Consider the following 14,848-nt stretch of genomic DNA (forward strand, 5'->3'; position numbering starts at 1 on the left):
GATGGCACCGAAACAACCAGGTCGCCGCTATTCCGGCATGGACGCCGCCGCGCGCACCGCGGCCCGTCGGGCGGCCATCGCCGAAGCCGCGCTGGAGTTGTTCGGCACCGCGGGATTCGCCGCGACCTCGGTCAAGGCGATCTGCCGCACAGCAGGCCTGACCGAGCGGTATTTCTACGAGTCGTTCAAGGACCGCCAGACCTGCTTGGCCGAGCTGTACGGCGCGCTGGTGACCGACCTGCACTCGGCCACCGGGGCCGCGATCACCGCCGCCGACGGCGATATCGCCGCCGCCGTGCACGACGGCCTGTCGTCGTTCATCGAGTACCTGACCGCGGACCCCCGGCGGGCGCGCGTGGTACTCATCGAAGTCGTCGGCGTGAATCCCGAACTCGAGGAGCTGCGCCACGGCGTCCTGCGCGCGTTCGCCGAGGTGATCGGCGCGGTCTGGGCCGCCGAGCTCGGCGCGGAGGCCGGCGAGGACGCCCAGCTGACCGCGATCGCGCTGTCGGGCGCGGTCAACAACTTGCTCGTGGACTGGATGATGACCGGCCGCAGACAATCGCCGCAGGCGCTGACCCGGGTCTGCACGACACTGTTCCTCGCCGCGCTCACCGGCCTGCGCCGCGCCGACATCCACCCCGAATAGCCCGCGACACTTGCCACGCGCGTCCGCGGCGGCCATAATCGACTGCTATCTGACATGTAGACATGTCACATACTTGGAAAGGGGCAGCCCAGATGCGCTCGACTATCGAGACCCGCGGCCGCGTGATCGCGATCACCGGTGCCGCCAGAGGGATCGGCCTGGCCATCGCGCGCCAGCTCGCCGAGGCAGGCGCTCGCGTCGCGATCGGCGACCTCGACGAAGCGGCCGCGAAGGCCGCTGCCGCCGAATTGCCCGGCACCGCAGCCGGTTTCGCACTCGATGTCACCGACAGCGATTCGTTCACCGCGTTCATCGACGCGGTGGAGCAGCAGTGGGGCCCGGTCGATGTACTCGTCAACAACGCCGGCGTGATGTGGGTCGGACGCTTCGACGAGGAGCCCGAGAGCGCGACCCGCCGCCAGCTCGACGTCAACCTGCACGGCGTCATTCGTGGCGTCCGCATCGCCGCGCCGCGGATGCGCAAGCGTGGCCGGGGCCACATCGTCACCGTCGCCTCCGCCGCCTCCAAACTGGCCCCTCCTGGGGAAGCCAGCTACGCCGCGACCAAACACGGCGTCTTCGGCTACCTCAGCGCGGTCCGCGCCGAACTGCACGGCAGCGGCGTGGAACTGTCGGTGGTCATGCCCACGGTGGTCGACACCGAGCTCGCGGTCGGCACCTCCTCCGGCTCGGTCGCGATGCTCACCCCCGAGGACGTCGCGAGCGCGGTGGCCGGCGTGATCGCCCGCCCCCGCTTCGCCGTCACCGTGCCGCGTGAGGTCAGCCTGCTCATCACCCTGACCGGCCTGCTGCCCGACAAGTTGCGCGGAGCGCTGTACCGCAAGCTGATCCCGAACCAGGTGGCCGCGCTCGACGGCGACCGCCACACCCGCGCGAAGTACGAGGCCGGGCTGACCGAGAACACAGGAGAGAACCGATGAGCACCGAAGTCGACAGCGACCAGCAGACCGCGCGGAACTCGACGGTGCGGCCGATCCCAGAGTTCGAGGGCGTGCACGATGTGTGGCCGCGCGGCAAGCGCCTCGAAGCCGTCCGCGAGGCCGCGCTGACCTACCGGGAACGCTTCCTGAAGCAGGGTCAGGTCAAGGCGATCAAGAGCTTCGACATCGCCGCCGCCCCCTACCCCGCGCGATTCGCCTTCCAGGGCTACTCGGTGAACGTGAACCCGATGATCTCGATCATCAACCGGATGTTCGTCATCCAGTTCGAGGGCTTCGACGGCAAGCTCAAGACGCTGGTGTGGGAGCCCACGGTGGCGGCCGGTTCCGCGGAAGCGCCGTTCTACCACAAGCTGCAGGCCTTCTCCCAGAAGCTGCGCGCCGAAAGCCTGTTCGTCAAGTACTACAACGATCCCGACACCGTGCTGCCGAAGCTCGGGCTGCGCAACGAGGACGTCGACTACATCAGTTTCGACCACCTCCACGTCCAGGATGTCCGCATGATCATGGGCAGCGACGAGGTCATCGAGGGCGAGACCGAGCCGCGTCAGCCGCTGTTCCCGAACGCGAAGCTGCTGGTGCACCGCCGCGAGCTGGGCACCTTCGAATCCATGCACCCGATGCAGTGGGCGTGGTACGTCGACGGCGGCATGGACGGCGTCCCGCAAGAGCGGCTCGAGACCTTCGAAGGCGATGTCGAACTCGGCGTCGGCGTCAGCCTGCTGTGGACCCCCGGCCATACCGACGGCAACCACTCCCTGGTCGTCAACACCCCGGACGGCGTCTGGGTGTCCTCGGAGAACGGCATGGCCGCCGACAGCTGGCAGCCCGAGCTGTCCAAGATCCCGGGCGTTCGCCAGCAGGCCTCCTTCTACAACCGCGAGGTCGTGCTCAACGGCAACACCCTCGAGGATTCCCTCGACCAGTACGACTCGATGGTCAAGGAGAAGATGATGGCCTCGCGCTCACCGCGCGACTCGCGCTGGCTGCAGATCATCCCGTCCTCGGAATGCGCGCCGTGGAAGCGGCAGTGGCCGGTAGTGCCCACCTACAGTCACGGCGGACTCGATTACGGCACGATCGTGCGCCCCGCGGGCGGCGCGTAGACCTGAATCCGGCACGAATACCCCTTTCGCACTCGGAGATATCCGAGTAAATGCGGAAGGGGTATTCGTGTTTCCCTGATCAGGAAATGTCACAGAATATTTGTCAACATGTTTTGGTGCATTGTGTGACGTGTTACACCTCGTTTTTGTAGGCTGCATCGAGTGCCGCGACGATGCGGTCAGCGATTGTGGGGTAGGGAAAATGCGTACGTGGTTCAAGGGACTGGCAGCAGTCGGGGCAGTGCTCGCGATGACGGCGGCGGGTCCGGCGGCGGCACAGCCGCAGGAACCCGCGACCGGACCGTTGCCGGTCCCGTTCGACCTGGGCGCGGGCATCCTGCCCGCCGGACTGTTCCCGGCGACGGCGCCGCCGGGAGCCAACGACTGGAATTGCCGGCCCAGCGCCGAGCACCCGAATCCGGTGATCCTGGTGAACTCCACCTCCACGTCGCAGGCGATCGCCTGGCAGGCAGGCGCGCCATATCTGAAGAACAACGGCTATTGCGTGTTCACTTTCAATTACGGCAACCTGGCCTGGCTGCCCGGGCAGATCCCGTTGCAGGCGCTCGGCGATATCCGGCTCTCGGCCCGCGAGCTGGCCGTCGAAGTCGACAAGGTACTCGCCGCCACCGGCGCCGCGAAGGTGGATCTCGTCGGCCATTCACAAGGTGGCGGTGTGATGCCGCTGTACTACCTCAACGTGCTCGGCGGTTACACCAAGGTCGACAAGATGGTCGGCATCTCGCCCAGCAATCATGGCACCACCCTGAACACGATCGCGTTCCTGCGCAGCTTCATCCCGCCGGTGGGATGGTGGATCTACAACGGCCTGGGCGATGTCGCGCCCGCGCTGACCCAGCAGGCCATCGGCGACGAGCTGGCCACCGAGGTCTACGGCCAGGGCGATACCCGGCCGGGAGTCACCTACACGACCCTGGTCACCAAATACGACCAGATCGTCACGCCCTACGACCAGCAGTATCTGTCCGGTCCGAACGTCACCAACATCACCCTGCAGGACGGCTGCCCCGTCGACCTCTCGGAGCATCTGGCGACCATGTACAGCGAACGCGTGTGGCGATTCGTGCTCAACGCGCTCTCCCCCGAGACCGCGACCCCGGTCCCGTGCTTCCCAGTCTCTCCGTATTTCCCCGGAGTTCGCTGACCTCGCCACAGGACCCGACGGCGCGGCTCGCCTTGTTCAGCGGTCGCGGATTGGCCGACATCGATGTCTCCAAACTTGAGACAATTCTGATAAGATTGTCCTGATTCTAAGGAATTCAGGACAGGGGTGTCGATGCTCTACCTCAATCCGGAGCTCGATGCGGCCGATCAGGCCGTCCTGGCCGGGATCTATCGACGTCGAGACAAGGTAGCCTCGGCCATGCGCGTGCCGAAGCGCTGGCCGGGGCTGCTGCGACGCAATCTGATGGCCCGCGCGATCCAGGGCTCCAACAGCATCGAGGGCTACGTAGTCGCTACCGACGACGCGGCCGCCGCCGTCGACTACGAAGAGGCGCTCACCGCGGACGAACAAACCTTCGCCGAGATCCGTGGATATCGGCAGGCACTCGGCTATGTCCTCACGTTGGCACAGACCGGCGCGGATGTCGACGAATCGACCCTCCGCGCGCTGCATTTCATGCTGCTCGGCCACGACCTCGGCAAAAGGCCCGGTCAGTACCGCACCGGACCGATCTACGTACGCAACGATCGCACCGGTGACACCGTCTATGAAGCTCCCGGATCGGAAACCGTTCCGGCGCTGATGGCCGAGCTGGTCAGCACGCTGACCACGGATATCGATCCGATCGTCGCGGGTGCGATGGCGCATCTGAATCTGGTCATGATCCACCCGTTCCGGGATGGCAACGGCAGGATGGCGCGCGCACTGCAAACCCTGCTCGTCTCACGCGGCGGCCTGGCCGAGCCGACCTTCTGCAGCATCGAGGAGTGGCTGGGCGTCAACACCGAGGACTACTACCGGGTGCTCGCGCGAACCGGGCCAGGCCGCTGGTCACCTGACCGCGACGCGCACCTGTGGCTGAAGTTCAGCCTGCGTGCCCACGACATCCAGTCACAGACCGTGGAGCGCCGCATGCACCGCACCGAGCGCGCGTGGTCCCGCCTCGATGAACTGGTCGCCGCCGAGCGACTCCCGGAACGCACCACCGACGCCCTCTACGACGCTCTGATCGGCTTCCGCATCCGCCGCCACGGTTACCTGACCCGCGCCGCCATCGACGAACGCACCGCGTCCCGAGATCTGAAAGCCCTCACCGACGCCGCCCTCCTCGAACCCCGCGGCGAAACCCGAGCCCGGCATTATGTCGCGGGCTCCCGCCTGATCGCCCTGCGCGCCACCCTGCGCGAAGAAGTCCCCAACCACATCACCGACCCCTACCCGACCCTCCGCTCCGACCTGTACCTGACCGAAGCCTGAGACCGGAGACGATGTCTCAGCGATGCCATCGACTAGGCCAGTCCGTCGACGAAGGCGCTCACCTCGGCGACGAAACGGGCTCGGTCCTCGATGAACAGGCCGTGCTGGGCGCCGTCCCAGTAGGAGGTGGTCACCTGGGGGGCGTTGTCGGCGATGTAGCGGCCGTTCTCGATCGGGACGACCGGGTCGGCGGTGCCGTGCAGGACCAGGACCGGGATGTCGAGGGCGCGCAGGGTCTCGGTGTTGTCGACGGTTCGGTAGAACAGGGCCTTGCGGACCGAGGGCGGGGTGGCGAGGCTGCCGCCGAAGAGGCGCTGGGCGTCGGGGCCCTTGTCCTCGCCGGGGCCGGTATTGGCGTTGCCGAAGACCGCGAAGGCCCGCACAGCCCGTCCCGCCGCCTCGTCGAAGACCCCAGGGATGGCCTTCGCCATGGCGGGGCCGGGCGCCGCACCGGGCACATCGCGCCCGATATGGGCGTTCGCGCCGCAGTACACGACACCCGCGACTGCCCCGGTACCGCAGGTTGCCAGGTAGTCGGTGGCGACGATGCCGCCGTAGGACCAGCCAAGCAGCACCGCACCGGACTCGATCCCCTCGGCCGCCAGCACCGCGGCAACATCGGCGGCCCACGCCTTGGGATCGTCGTAACCAGCGCCCGGATCGTCGGAGTAGCCGTGCCCGCGCAGGTCGACGGCGATGACGCGGTACCGCTCGGCGAGATCGTCGGCCGCGGCGCCCCAGCAGCGCAGATTGCCCGCCCAGCCGTGCAGCAGCACCAGCGGCCTGCCGGTCTCCGGGCCGGTCACCCGGTAGACGATCGTCGTTCCATCGGCACTGACAGCATCGCGAATAGCCATGCCGACAGAGTAGTTCTCGGCCCGCCCCCTGCCTCTGGACTGACCGGAGGGTGCGACGAAGGAGTGCCCGGAGGGAGGGAAGAGGTAGGGGTTAAGGGCCGAGAACCGCGGCACCAGCCACCAAATAATACGATCGGCGCATGAGCACTCGTACCGCTGTCGTCACCGGAGCCAGTTCCGGCATCGGAGAAGCCACCGCCCGCGAACTCGCGAAGCAGGGCTTTCATGTCTACGTGGGCGCGCGGCGGTTCGACCGGGTGCAGGCGCTGGCCGAGGAGATCGGCGGCACCGCGCTCGCGCTCGATGTCACCGACGAGGACTCGGTGCGTGCCTTCACCGACGCGATCGGCCAGGTGAACGTGCTGGTCAACAATGCGGGCGGCGCCAAGGGCCTGGCCTCGGTGCTCGACGCCGACCTCGACGACTGGCGCTGGATGTGGGAGACCAACGTGCTGGGCACCCTGCGCCTGACCAAGGCCCTGCTGCCCAAACTGATCGACTCCGGCGACGGCCTCATCGTCACCATCACCTCGATCGCCGCCTTCCACGCCTACCCCAACGGCTCCGGCTACACCTCAGCCAAGCACGCCCAGGCCGTACTGCACCGCACCTTGCGCGACGAGCTGCTCGGTCAGCCGGTCCGGCTCACCGAGATCGCGCCCGGCGCGGTCGCGACCGAGTTCTCCCTGGTCCGCTTCGACGGCGACGCCGAGCGCGCCGCCAAGGTCTACCAGGGCATCGACCCGCTCTATGCCGCCGACATCGCCGAGATCGTCGGCTTCGCCGCCTCGCGTCCGGCGCACGTGAACCTCGACACCATCGTCGTCAAGCCCCGTGACCAGGCGGGCCCCGGCGCGTTCGCGCGACGCTCCTGACCTGCGGTGTTCAATCCCCGGACCGGGCAACCGAATCCGGGGATCGCGCCGTTCGAGTGGCGGACCGGCCGCACGGACCTGATACTGCCCTGTACGGCCCAGCGATGTAGCTGTGAATTCGCTACCGACCAGAACAGTCGATAGCATCTCCACGTTTGCCGATAGCCAGTCTTAGGAGTGCTTCACCGATGCGCAGTGTCAAGTCCGTGTTCGACGGGTTCAAAGATTTCCTGATGCGGGGAAACGTCATCGACCTCGCGGTCGCGGTGGTCATGGGTACCGCCTTCACCGCCGTGGTCACCGCGTTCACCAAGGGGCTGGTCAACCCGCTGCTCGCGGTGTTCGGGTCGACCAATGAGCTGGGCCTGGGCGTGCAGCTGATCGCGGGCAAGCCGGCGACCTTCATCGCCGTCGGCCCGATCATCACCGCGTTCATCAACTTCTTCGTGGTCGCGGCGGTCCTGTACTTCGTGCTGATGCTGCCGATGAAGTCGCTCAAGAACAAGTTCGGCACCACCAAGGACGCCGAGCCGACCGAGACCGAGCTGCTCATCGAGATCCGCGATCTGCTGGCCAAGCAGCAGGGTATGAGCACCGCGCAGACCGAGGCGCTGAGCAAGGAACGCGCCACCGAGTCGGTCTGAGACCGCCGATCGAGCCGGCGCGCACCGGCTCGATCGATCGAGGTCACTGCGCCGCGGCCCGCCGGGGCAGCAGCAACGCCGGAATCATCGCCAGGGCGATCATCACCGGGGCGATCAGATAGGTGTGCTGGAACGCCTCGGCCAGCGCCGGGGCCAGCTCGGCGCGCTGGGCCGGGTCCATGCCGTGCAGGGCCTGGAGCCCGCCGGTCACCGGCAGCAGCGCACCCAGGGTCACCGAGGCCACCGCGGTGCCGATCGCCATGGCGGTGGTGCTGATCATGTTCAGCACCGTCGACCCGGCGGGCTGCTGCTCGCGGCTGAGCGGGCGGGTCGCGGTGGTCATGACCGGCATCATCGTGCCGCCGCCGCCCGCGCCCATCAGCAGCATGCTCAGGCCCAGCGCCCAGTACGGCGCGTCCGCGTCGAGCTGGAGCACGAACGACACGAAGCCGGTGAGCGCCACCGTGATCGACACCGGCAGGTACCGCCCCGGCGGAATCCGGTCGATCAGCCGACCAGCCACCTGCATGGTCGCACCGGATGCGAGCGCGAATGGAATGCCGAGAGCGCCTGCCACCAGCGCGGATTCGCCGCGCACCACCTGGAAGTACAACGGCAGCAACAGCATCGAACCGAAGTATCCGCTCGCGAACAGCGCCAGCAGCGTCGCCGAGATTCCGGTCGTACGGTTGCCGAGCACACGCAGATCCAGCAGCGGCACCGCGACGCTCAGTGACCGCAGCGCGAACGCGGCGATCAATCCCATCCCGGCCAGCAGCGGCACCAGCACCGACGGTGTCGCGAAGCCGGCGCTCTCCCCCGCCGCGGTCACGCCGTAGATCACCAGCGCCAGACCGGGCGACATCAGCAGCAACCCGACGACATCGAGCGGACGCGACGGCTCCGGCGCGTCGTCGGGCACCACCCGCGCGGCCAGCACCAGCACCAGCGCGCCCAGCGGCAGGTTCAGCAGGAACATCCACCGCCACGACACCTCGTCGATGAGATAGCCGCCGATCACCGGCCCCAGCAGCGGGCCGACCAGGATCGCCAGGCCGAGCGTGCTCATCAACCGGCCCAGCCGTTCCGGTCCGGCCGCCCGCAGCAGGATGGTCATGGCGACCGGCATCAGCAGACCGCCGCTCGCGCCCTGCACCACACGAAATGCGATGAGCGACTCGATGTTCCAGGCCATGCCGGCCAGTACCGAACCGAACGCGAACGCGGTGATCGCGATCAGGTACAGCCGTTTGGCGCCGAACCGGCCGACCAGCCAGGCCGAGGTCGGCACCACCGCGCCGAGGGCGAGGGAATAGCCGGTGGCCACCCACTGGATCGTGCTCAGGCCGGCGTCGAACTCGACCGAGAGCTTGTTGATGGCGACATTGACGATCGTCTGATCGAGGGTCGCCATGATCATCCCGACCACCAGCACCAGCGCGATGCGCATCGGATCGCGGGTGGGGGCCGGTGTCGTCGTCGTGGTCAGCACGGCGGTCACTTCCCGTACGGACGAACGGCGCGGGCGGTGCGCAGGGCTTCGCCCCACCAGATCAGCTGGTCGAGCAGGATGCCGGCGGCCTTGTCGGCGTCCGGGTCGGACACACCGTCGAAGCTGCCCCACGGGTTCGTCAGGGCGACCGAGTCGCGGACGGTGACCGCGTGCAGTTCGGCGAAGACCGGGCGCAGGTGTTCCACGGCGCGCAGGCCACCGGAGATGCCGCCGTAGGAGACGAAGCCGACCGGTTTGGCCTGCCATTCGGTGTGATGGCTGTCGATCAGGTTCTTCAGCGTGCCCGGGTAGCTGTGGTTGTACTCGGGTGTGACCACGACGAAAGCGTCCGCGCGGGAGAGCTTTTCGGTGGCCTCGGGGACCGAGGCGTGGGTGGTGGCCGCACCGAAGGCGTGCGGCAGTGCGACCTGGGCGGTGTCGACGACGTCGACGCGCAGCGTGTCACGCAGGCCTGCCTGCCGGACGAACCAGTCGGCGACGGTCGGTCCGAAGCGTCCCTCCCTCGTGCTGCCGATGACGACTGCGACCCGCAGCGGGGTGGCGATGCTGTCGTGCTCAACCGTGGCGCTCATGACATTCCTCCGACTTCGTGGGCGGCCGCTCGTCCGCCGCTGCGCTCAACGGTGCAACCTGAAGTTCCCTTCAGGTCAAGCGGCGGGAATAAACGCCGCCCTATAAAGCTTTCTGCATTCATACGCAGATGAGCATCTTCTGGAGGGCCGACCACCATGACCACCTCACTGTTCGCCCACCGCGACTACCGGTTGCTGTTCACCGCGCAGGTGGCCGCCCTGTTCGGCACCGGCCTGACCACCGTCGCGCTCGGGCTGCTCGCCTACGAACTGGCCGGCGGGAACGCGGCCATCGTGCTCGGCACGGCCCTGACCCTGAAGATGATCGCCTACGTGACCGTCGCGCCGATCGCGGGCGCCTACGCGGGGCGGCTACCGCGCAGGCAGTTCCTGACCGCGCTCAACGGCATTCGCGGCGCGATCGTGCTCGCACTGCCGTTCGTCGACCAGATCTGGCAGATCTACGTGCTGATCACCCTGCTGCAGATCGCCTCGGCCGCCTACACCCCCACCTACCAGGCCGTCCTGCCCGACATCCTGCCCGACGAGCGCGACTACACCAGGGCGCTCTCGGCCGCCCAGCTCGCGGCGACCATGGAAACACTGCTCAGCCCGATGCTGGCGGCGCTGGCCCTGAGTGTGCTCAGCTTCCACTGGCTGTTCGTCGGCACCGGCCTCGGCTTCGCGGTCTCGGTCGCGCTGGTACTGGCCGCGCGGATTCCGGATGCCGTGACCGGCGACGGCGCCATCCGGGAGCGGCTGGTGGCCGGACTGCGCCTGTTCGCCGCGACCCCGCGACTGCGCGGACTGCTCGGGCTGAACCTGGTGGTCGCCGCGGCAGGCTCGGTGGTCATGGTCAACACCGTGAACTACGCGCGGGATGTGCTGGGCGGCGATCAGTCCGGCGTCGCGATGCTGCTGGCCGCCAACGGTCTCGGCACCATGCTCGTCGCCCTGACCCTGCCCAGGATCCTGGACCGGCGCGGCGAACGCCCGGTGATGCTCCTCGGCGCGACCGTCCTCCTCACCGGCCTGGCCGCCGCGATCGCGCTCTCCCTCGCGCCCACCGGCACCTGGGGCTGGCCCGCCGCCCTCACCACCTGGGCCGTCATCGGCACCGGCAGCGCCCTGATCCTCACCCCCACCGGCCGCGTCCTACGCCGCTCGGCCCGCCCCGAAGACCGCCCCGCCCTTTTCGCCGCCCAATTCTCACTCTCCCACCTGGCCTGGCTGATCACCTACCCGATCACCGGCTGGCTGGCCACCACCGCCGGTTTCACCACCACCTGGATCACCCTGGCCGTCATCGCCGCACTCGGCACCACCGCCGCCCTCCGCCTCTGGCCACACCACGACCCCACGGAAATCACCCACATCCACGAACTCGGCGATGTCGACCCGACCATCCTCACCGACGCCATCCAAGTCGGCCCCCGCCACTTCCAACACACCCACCCCTTCGTCATCGACCCCAACCACCCCCACTGGCCCACCCGCACCCCAGCCCTGGCCTGACCGCGCCGAACACACGGCAACGCCCACACCATCGGTGGTGCCAGCGGGCTCAACTTGGGCGCATAACTTGTCGTAGCGCCGCATGCCATAATCGTCTAGTCCGATTTGACTTGTTATGTCAAGTCCAACTAGACTACCCTTGTGACCAAGCGCCGAGACATCATCAAGAAGATTCGAGATGCCGCTAAAGCAAAGGGTCTCGACGTCGACCTCAACGAAGGTGGCAACCACTCCATCCTGAGTGTGGACGGGGTAACGATCCCCGTACCGCGACACAACGAGGTACGCGAGAACACCGCGCGCACCATCTACGAACAGGCTGAGAGCAAGCTCGGAAAGGACTGGTGGAAGTAATGAACACCTACACCGCGCGTGTCACTCGCGACGAGGATGCATGGATGGTGGAGGTGCCCGAGGTCGATCGCGTAACCCAGGCATTGAACCTGCGTCAGGTGGAATCGATGGCCCGCGACCTGATCGCGATCATGACCGGTGCCGAACCCGACTCCTTTGATCTGGTCATCGAATGGCCAGAGGAGATCGCCACATCATTGGCCGCATACCGCGCGGCAGGCGAGGAGGTCGAGAAGGCAGCCGAGCGCATCGCGCAAGCGCGGCGCAATGCTGCGACCGCATTGCAGGGCGCCGGTGCGACAGTGCGCGACATAGGCGCCCTTATGGGAGTGTCGTTCCAGCGCGCGCAACAGATCATCGAGTCGGGTCGTACTCGGCCCGCCTAACCCATCAATCCCGGATTCTGTCGAAGCGAGGTCGCGCACGTGGGGGAAATTGACTCTATTGCGGTGGATTGGGAGTTGACTGGACGCGGCTGGTCGACGTGCTCGATTCGCGTAGATGATCAGGTCATCAAAATTTCAGCCTCCTATTTGAGCGATGCATTGAAAAGTCTGATCAAATCGGCTTGCGATCTCACGGTCGGCTCATCCTCTGCATTTGCTCATCTGTCCCAGGAGCCTGGTTGTACGCGAATCTTTCTGTCAGGAGCCGGCCTCGGGGGTGCTGATCGCGTCTACCTTCAGATCGTTCGTTTTGGGGGCAGCAGCGGGGACGACATGACATGGAGCGAGGGCCGGGTCGTCTTCGCTGGTGTAGTTTCGCTCAGCGCATTTGTTGGGTCGGTGCGCCGGACGGCCCGAGCGGTGCTCGATACCTGGGGTGAAAGCGGCTACTTGGAGCAGTGGGGCATGCCCTTCCCGATGGAGAGGCTGAATGCCCTGAATCAGGTTCTGGAATCCCGGCCGATGTAGGACGCTGTCGGGCCGGGCTCAGCGCGGTTGCGCGGCGACTCCGGCTGTCGGGGTGGTCTCGGGCAGGGCCGACATGGATTGCCAGGTTGGCCAGTCGATGGCCCAGTCGTAGATGTCGCCGTCGGCGGCGGAGAGGTCGATGGAGGTGCCGGTGACCTCTACCGGGTCACCGTAGCGGGCGGTCGGGAAGTAGGCCTGGGCGTCGGCGGGTGAGAGGTTGATGCAGCCGTTGGTGACGTTGGAGGAGCCCTGGGCGGCGAGGGATTCGGGGTTGGCGTGGATGAATTCGCCGTTGTTGGAGATGCGCACGGCCCAGCGTTCGCGGACATTGGTGTAGTACGGCGGGTTCGACATCAGGAAGTCCTCGTACTTCTCGGTCACCACGTGCGTGCCCGAGCGGGTGACATTGCGCGCCTCGTTGCCCTCACCGTAGGAGACCGCGAAATCGAAGACGGTGGCGCCGTCGCGGATCACCTGCATGCGGTGGCTCGGCGCGTCGGCGATGACGATCTGGCTGCGGCCGATGGTGAAATCGGAGGTCAGGTCCGAATCACCGTAGGCACCGCCGCCGAGGTCGACGCCGTAGAGGTTCGCGGCGACGTGCACGGTCGTGCCGGGCGGCCAATACGATCTCGGCCGCCAGTGCACGCGCGACCCGTTGTCGTCGGGCAGCCACGCCCACGAGCCCTCGACGCCGGGATCGGTGGTGACGGTGAGCGCCTTCTCCACCGTCGCCTTGTCGGTGACCGGCCCGGTGAATTCGATGATGATCGGCGCCGCGATGCCGACTTCCTGACCGTCGCCGATATTGATCGTCGCGGGGGTGGTCGTCTTCGGGGTGAGCGTGCTGAAGGTGCCCTCGATCGGGACCTGCTTGCCGTCGGCACCGGTCGCGGAGCCGGTCCAGGTGTAGGAGGCGTCGTAGCCGAGCGGCTCGGTGACCTGGTAGGACGCGTGATCGGGGCTGAGGGTGCCCTCGACCTGCTTGCCGTTGGCGTTGGTGAGCGCGATCTGGTCGATGCGGCCGTCGGCGACGGTGACCGAGACCGGGTCGGTGGGGGCGATGCCGGTCGCGCCCGCCGCCGGGGCGAGGGTGACCTGCGCGACCGGGGCCGCGGCGGCGGGTTCCTGGGCCGGCCCGTCGCTCGTGCAGGCGGTCAGCAGCGCCAGCACCGCCAGCAAGATCACCGCTATCACCGAGCGACCACCGCGAAGGCGCAGTTCAGGCCCGCCGGCGCCGACACGTCGTCCAGCCGCCCCGCGCGCACGCAACGAGGCGGTTACCGAATGTTTGCTCACGCATCGAATGTACGCCGCGTTTTCGGGCGAATCGGCCGTCGACGGTGTCTACAGAGTCACACCCACGGTGACCGGCTCCGGCTCCAGTGTCACCCCGAAGCGTTCCTGGACACCCGCGCGCACGATCCGCGCCAGCGCGACGATATCGCCCGCGCCTGCCGAACCACGGTTGGTCAGTGCCAGGGTGTGCTTGGTCGACAACCGCGCCGCCGCGTCCGCACCGGGGAACCCCTTGGCGAAGCCGGCCCGCTCGATCAGCCAGCCCGCCGAGAGCTTGGTGCCCTCGGGCGCGGGGTAGGTGGGCACCTTCACCTCGGCGCCGACATGGTCCGCGATCGCGGCCATGACCTGCGGCAACCGGTCCGCGGTTATCACCGGATTGGTGAAGAACGAGCCGGCGCTCCAGGTGTCGTGATCGGCCGGGTCCAGCACCATCCCCTTGCCCGCCCGCAGCCGCAACACCTCGGCGCGCACCTCGGCGGCCGGGCGCGTCTCGCCATCCCCGGCGCCGAGCACCTTGGCCAGCTCGCCGTAGCGCAGCGGCGCGCTCATCCCCGACGGGTCGAGCGCGAACTCGACCGCGAGCACGACCGCGTCGTCACTGTGCTTGAGCACGCTGGTCCGGTAGCCGAAACCGAGTTCGGCGGGCTCGACCCAGCGCACCTCGCCGGTCTCGCGGTCGAGCAGCTGCACCTGCCGCAGCAGTGTGGCTACCTCGACGCCGTACGCGCCGACGTTCTGCACCGGCGTCGCACCGGCCGAGCCGGGGATGCCGGACAGGCACTCCAACCCGCCCAGACCGGAGTCGACGGTGAACGAGACCACCTCGTCCCAGTTCGCGCCCGCTTCGGCGACCACGCTGTTGCCGAGGAGCCGCACCCCCTTGTTCCCCACCCGGACCACGACACCGTCGAAGCCCGCGTCGTCGATGAGCAGGTTCGATCCACCGGCGAGCAGCAACACCCGGACACCGGCCGCGTCCAGCGCCCGTACCGTGGCGATCAGCGCGTCGGTAGTGCCGCATTGGGCGACCAGCGCGGGCCCACCGACCCGCAAGGTCGTGAGCTCGGACAACAGCACCGATTCGCGCACCACCGCGCCGGTATCGGCGAGGAGGTCACGCACCCGCGCCGCGCTACCGGTGGATT

General features: G+C 67.6%; 16 protein-coding genes. 11 read left to right on the top strand and 5 right to left on the bottom strand.

Going from position 1 to position 14,848, the window contains the following annotated elements:
* The first annotated feature begins 1 nt into the window (after position 1).
* The 5 genes from ACFXK0_RS14100 (at position 2) to ACFXK0_RS14120 (ending at position 5,157) form a co-directional block, all read left to right on the top strand.
* Positions 2–649: a TetR/AcrR family transcriptional regulator gene (locus ACFXK0_RS14100; RefSeq protein ID WP_379410542.1), complete on the top strand. Its 648-nt coding sequence runs from the start codon at positions 2–4 to the stop codon at positions 647–649.
* Between the two features lie 92 nt (positions 650–741).
* Positions 742–1,590, top strand: a complete 849-nt coding sequence (locus tag ACFXK0_RS14105) for an SDR family oxidoreductase (RefSeq protein WP_379410543.1) — start codon at positions 742–744, stop codon at positions 1,588–1,590.
* Positions 1,587–2,714, top strand: a complete 1,128-nt coding sequence (locus tag ACFXK0_RS14110; protein ID WP_379410544.1) for a hypothetical protein — start codon at positions 1,587–1,589, stop codon at positions 2,712–2,714. The genes ACFXK0_RS14105 and ACFXK0_RS14110 overlap by 4 nt, the downstream gene beginning before the upstream one ends.
* Positions 2,715–2,916: 202 nt before the next feature.
* Entirely contained in the window at positions 2,917–3,879 is a 963-nt protein-coding gene (locus ACFXK0_RS14115) for an esterase/lipase family protein (RefSeq protein WP_379410545.1), read from the top strand.
* A 132-nt stretch (positions 3,880–4,011) separates the two neighbouring features.
* The gene (locus tag ACFXK0_RS14120; protein WP_379410546.1) at positions 4,012–5,157 is read left to right on the top strand and encodes a Fic family protein; all 1,146 of its coding nucleotides are present in this window, start codon (positions 4,012–4,014) and stop codon (positions 5,155–5,157) included.
* Positions 5,158–5,189: 32 nt separating this feature from the next.
* Here ACFXK0_RS14120 and ACFXK0_RS14125 read toward each other — a convergent pair whose 3' ends face one another.
* A complete protein-coding gene (locus ACFXK0_RS14125) occupies positions 5,190–6,014 on the bottom strand; it encodes an alpha/beta fold hydrolase (protein ID WP_379410547.1) in 825 nt (274 codons plus the stop codon).
* A gap of 140 nt (positions 6,015–6,154) precedes the next feature.
* Here ACFXK0_RS14125 and ACFXK0_RS14130 point away from each other — a divergent pair, with 140 nt between their 5' ends.
* Positions 6,155–6,889 carry an SDR family NAD(P)-dependent oxidoreductase gene (locus ACFXK0_RS14130; RefSeq protein ID WP_379410548.1) on the top strand — a complete coding sequence of 245 codons (735 nt, stop codon included), beginning with the start codon at positions 6,155–6,157 and terminating at the stop codon, positions 6,887–6,889.
* A gap of 206 nt (positions 6,890–7,095) precedes the next feature.
* Positions 7,096–7,533, top strand: a complete 438-nt coding sequence (gene mscL, locus ACFXK0_RS14135; protein ID WP_379410698.1) for a large conductance mechanosensitive channel protein MscL — start codon at positions 7,096–7,098, stop codon at positions 7,531–7,533.
* A gap of 43 nt (positions 7,534–7,576) precedes the next feature.
* Here mscL and ACFXK0_RS14140 read toward each other — a convergent pair whose 3' ends face one another.
* Together ACFXK0_RS14140 and ACFXK0_RS14145 are read right to left on the bottom strand one after the other, a co-directional pair.
* A complete protein-coding gene (locus ACFXK0_RS14140) occupies positions 7,577–9,034 on the bottom strand; it encodes a DHA2 family efflux MFS transporter permease subunit (protein WP_379410549.1) in 1,458 nt (485 codons plus the stop codon).
* A complete protein-coding gene (locus ACFXK0_RS14145) occupies positions 9,031–9,618 on the bottom strand; it encodes an NADPH-dependent FMN reductase (RefSeq protein ID WP_379410550.1) in 588 nt (195 codons plus the stop codon). Before ACFXK0_RS14145 ends, ACFXK0_RS14140 begins: the two co-directional genes overlap by 4 nt.
* Before the next feature lie 156 nt (positions 9,619–9,774).
* Here ACFXK0_RS14145 and ACFXK0_RS14150 point away from each other — a divergent pair, with 156 nt between their 5' ends.
* The 4 genes from ACFXK0_RS14150 to ACFXK0_RS14165 all read left to right on the top strand — a co-directional run bounded on the left by ACFXK0_RS14150 (position 9,775) and on the right by ACFXK0_RS14165 (position 12,401).
* Positions 9,775–11,133, top strand: coding sequence for an MFS transporter (locus ACFXK0_RS14150; RefSeq protein ID WP_379410551.1), 1,359 nt, complete (start codon positions 9,775–9,777; stop codon positions 11,131–11,133).
* Positions 11,134–11,274: 141 nt separating this feature from the next.
* Positions 11,275–11,487: a hypothetical protein gene (locus ACFXK0_RS14155; protein WP_379410553.1), complete on the top strand. Its 213-nt coding sequence runs from the start codon at positions 11,275–11,277 to the stop codon at positions 11,485–11,487.
* Positions 11,487–11,873: a hypothetical protein gene (locus tag ACFXK0_RS14160; protein ID WP_379410554.1), complete on the top strand. Its 387-nt coding sequence runs from the start codon at positions 11,487–11,489 to the stop codon at positions 11,871–11,873. Before ACFXK0_RS14155 ends, ACFXK0_RS14160 begins: the two co-directional genes overlap by 1 nt.
* 63 nt (positions 11,874–11,936) lie before the next feature.
* Positions 11,937–12,401 carry a hypothetical protein gene (locus tag ACFXK0_RS14165; protein WP_379410555.1) on the top strand — a complete coding sequence of 155 codons (465 nt, stop codon included), beginning with the start codon at positions 11,937–11,939 and terminating at the stop codon, positions 12,399–12,401.
* A gap of 18 nt (positions 12,402–12,419) precedes the next feature.
* On the opposite strand, the gene ACFXK0_RS14170 is transcribed toward ACFXK0_RS14165, so the two are convergent.
* Positions 12,420–13,595, bottom strand: coding sequence for an Ig-like domain-containing protein (locus ACFXK0_RS14170; protein ID WP_379410700.1), 1,176 nt, complete (start codon positions 13,593–13,595; stop codon positions 12,420–12,422).
* Between the two features lie 153 nt (positions 13,596–13,748).
* Complete coding sequence (locus ACFXK0_RS14175; protein ID WP_379410702.1) at positions 13,749–14,792, bottom strand: UDP-N-acetylmuramate dehydrogenase; 1,044 nt, start codon at positions 14,790–14,792, stop codon at positions 13,749–13,751.
* Positions 14,793–14,848: the final 56 nt, after the last annotated feature.

The organism is Nocardia sp. NPDC059177 (genome assembly GCF_042755165.1).
Lineage (GTDB): Bacteria > Actinomycetota > Actinomycetes > Mycobacteriales > Mycobacteriaceae > Nocardia.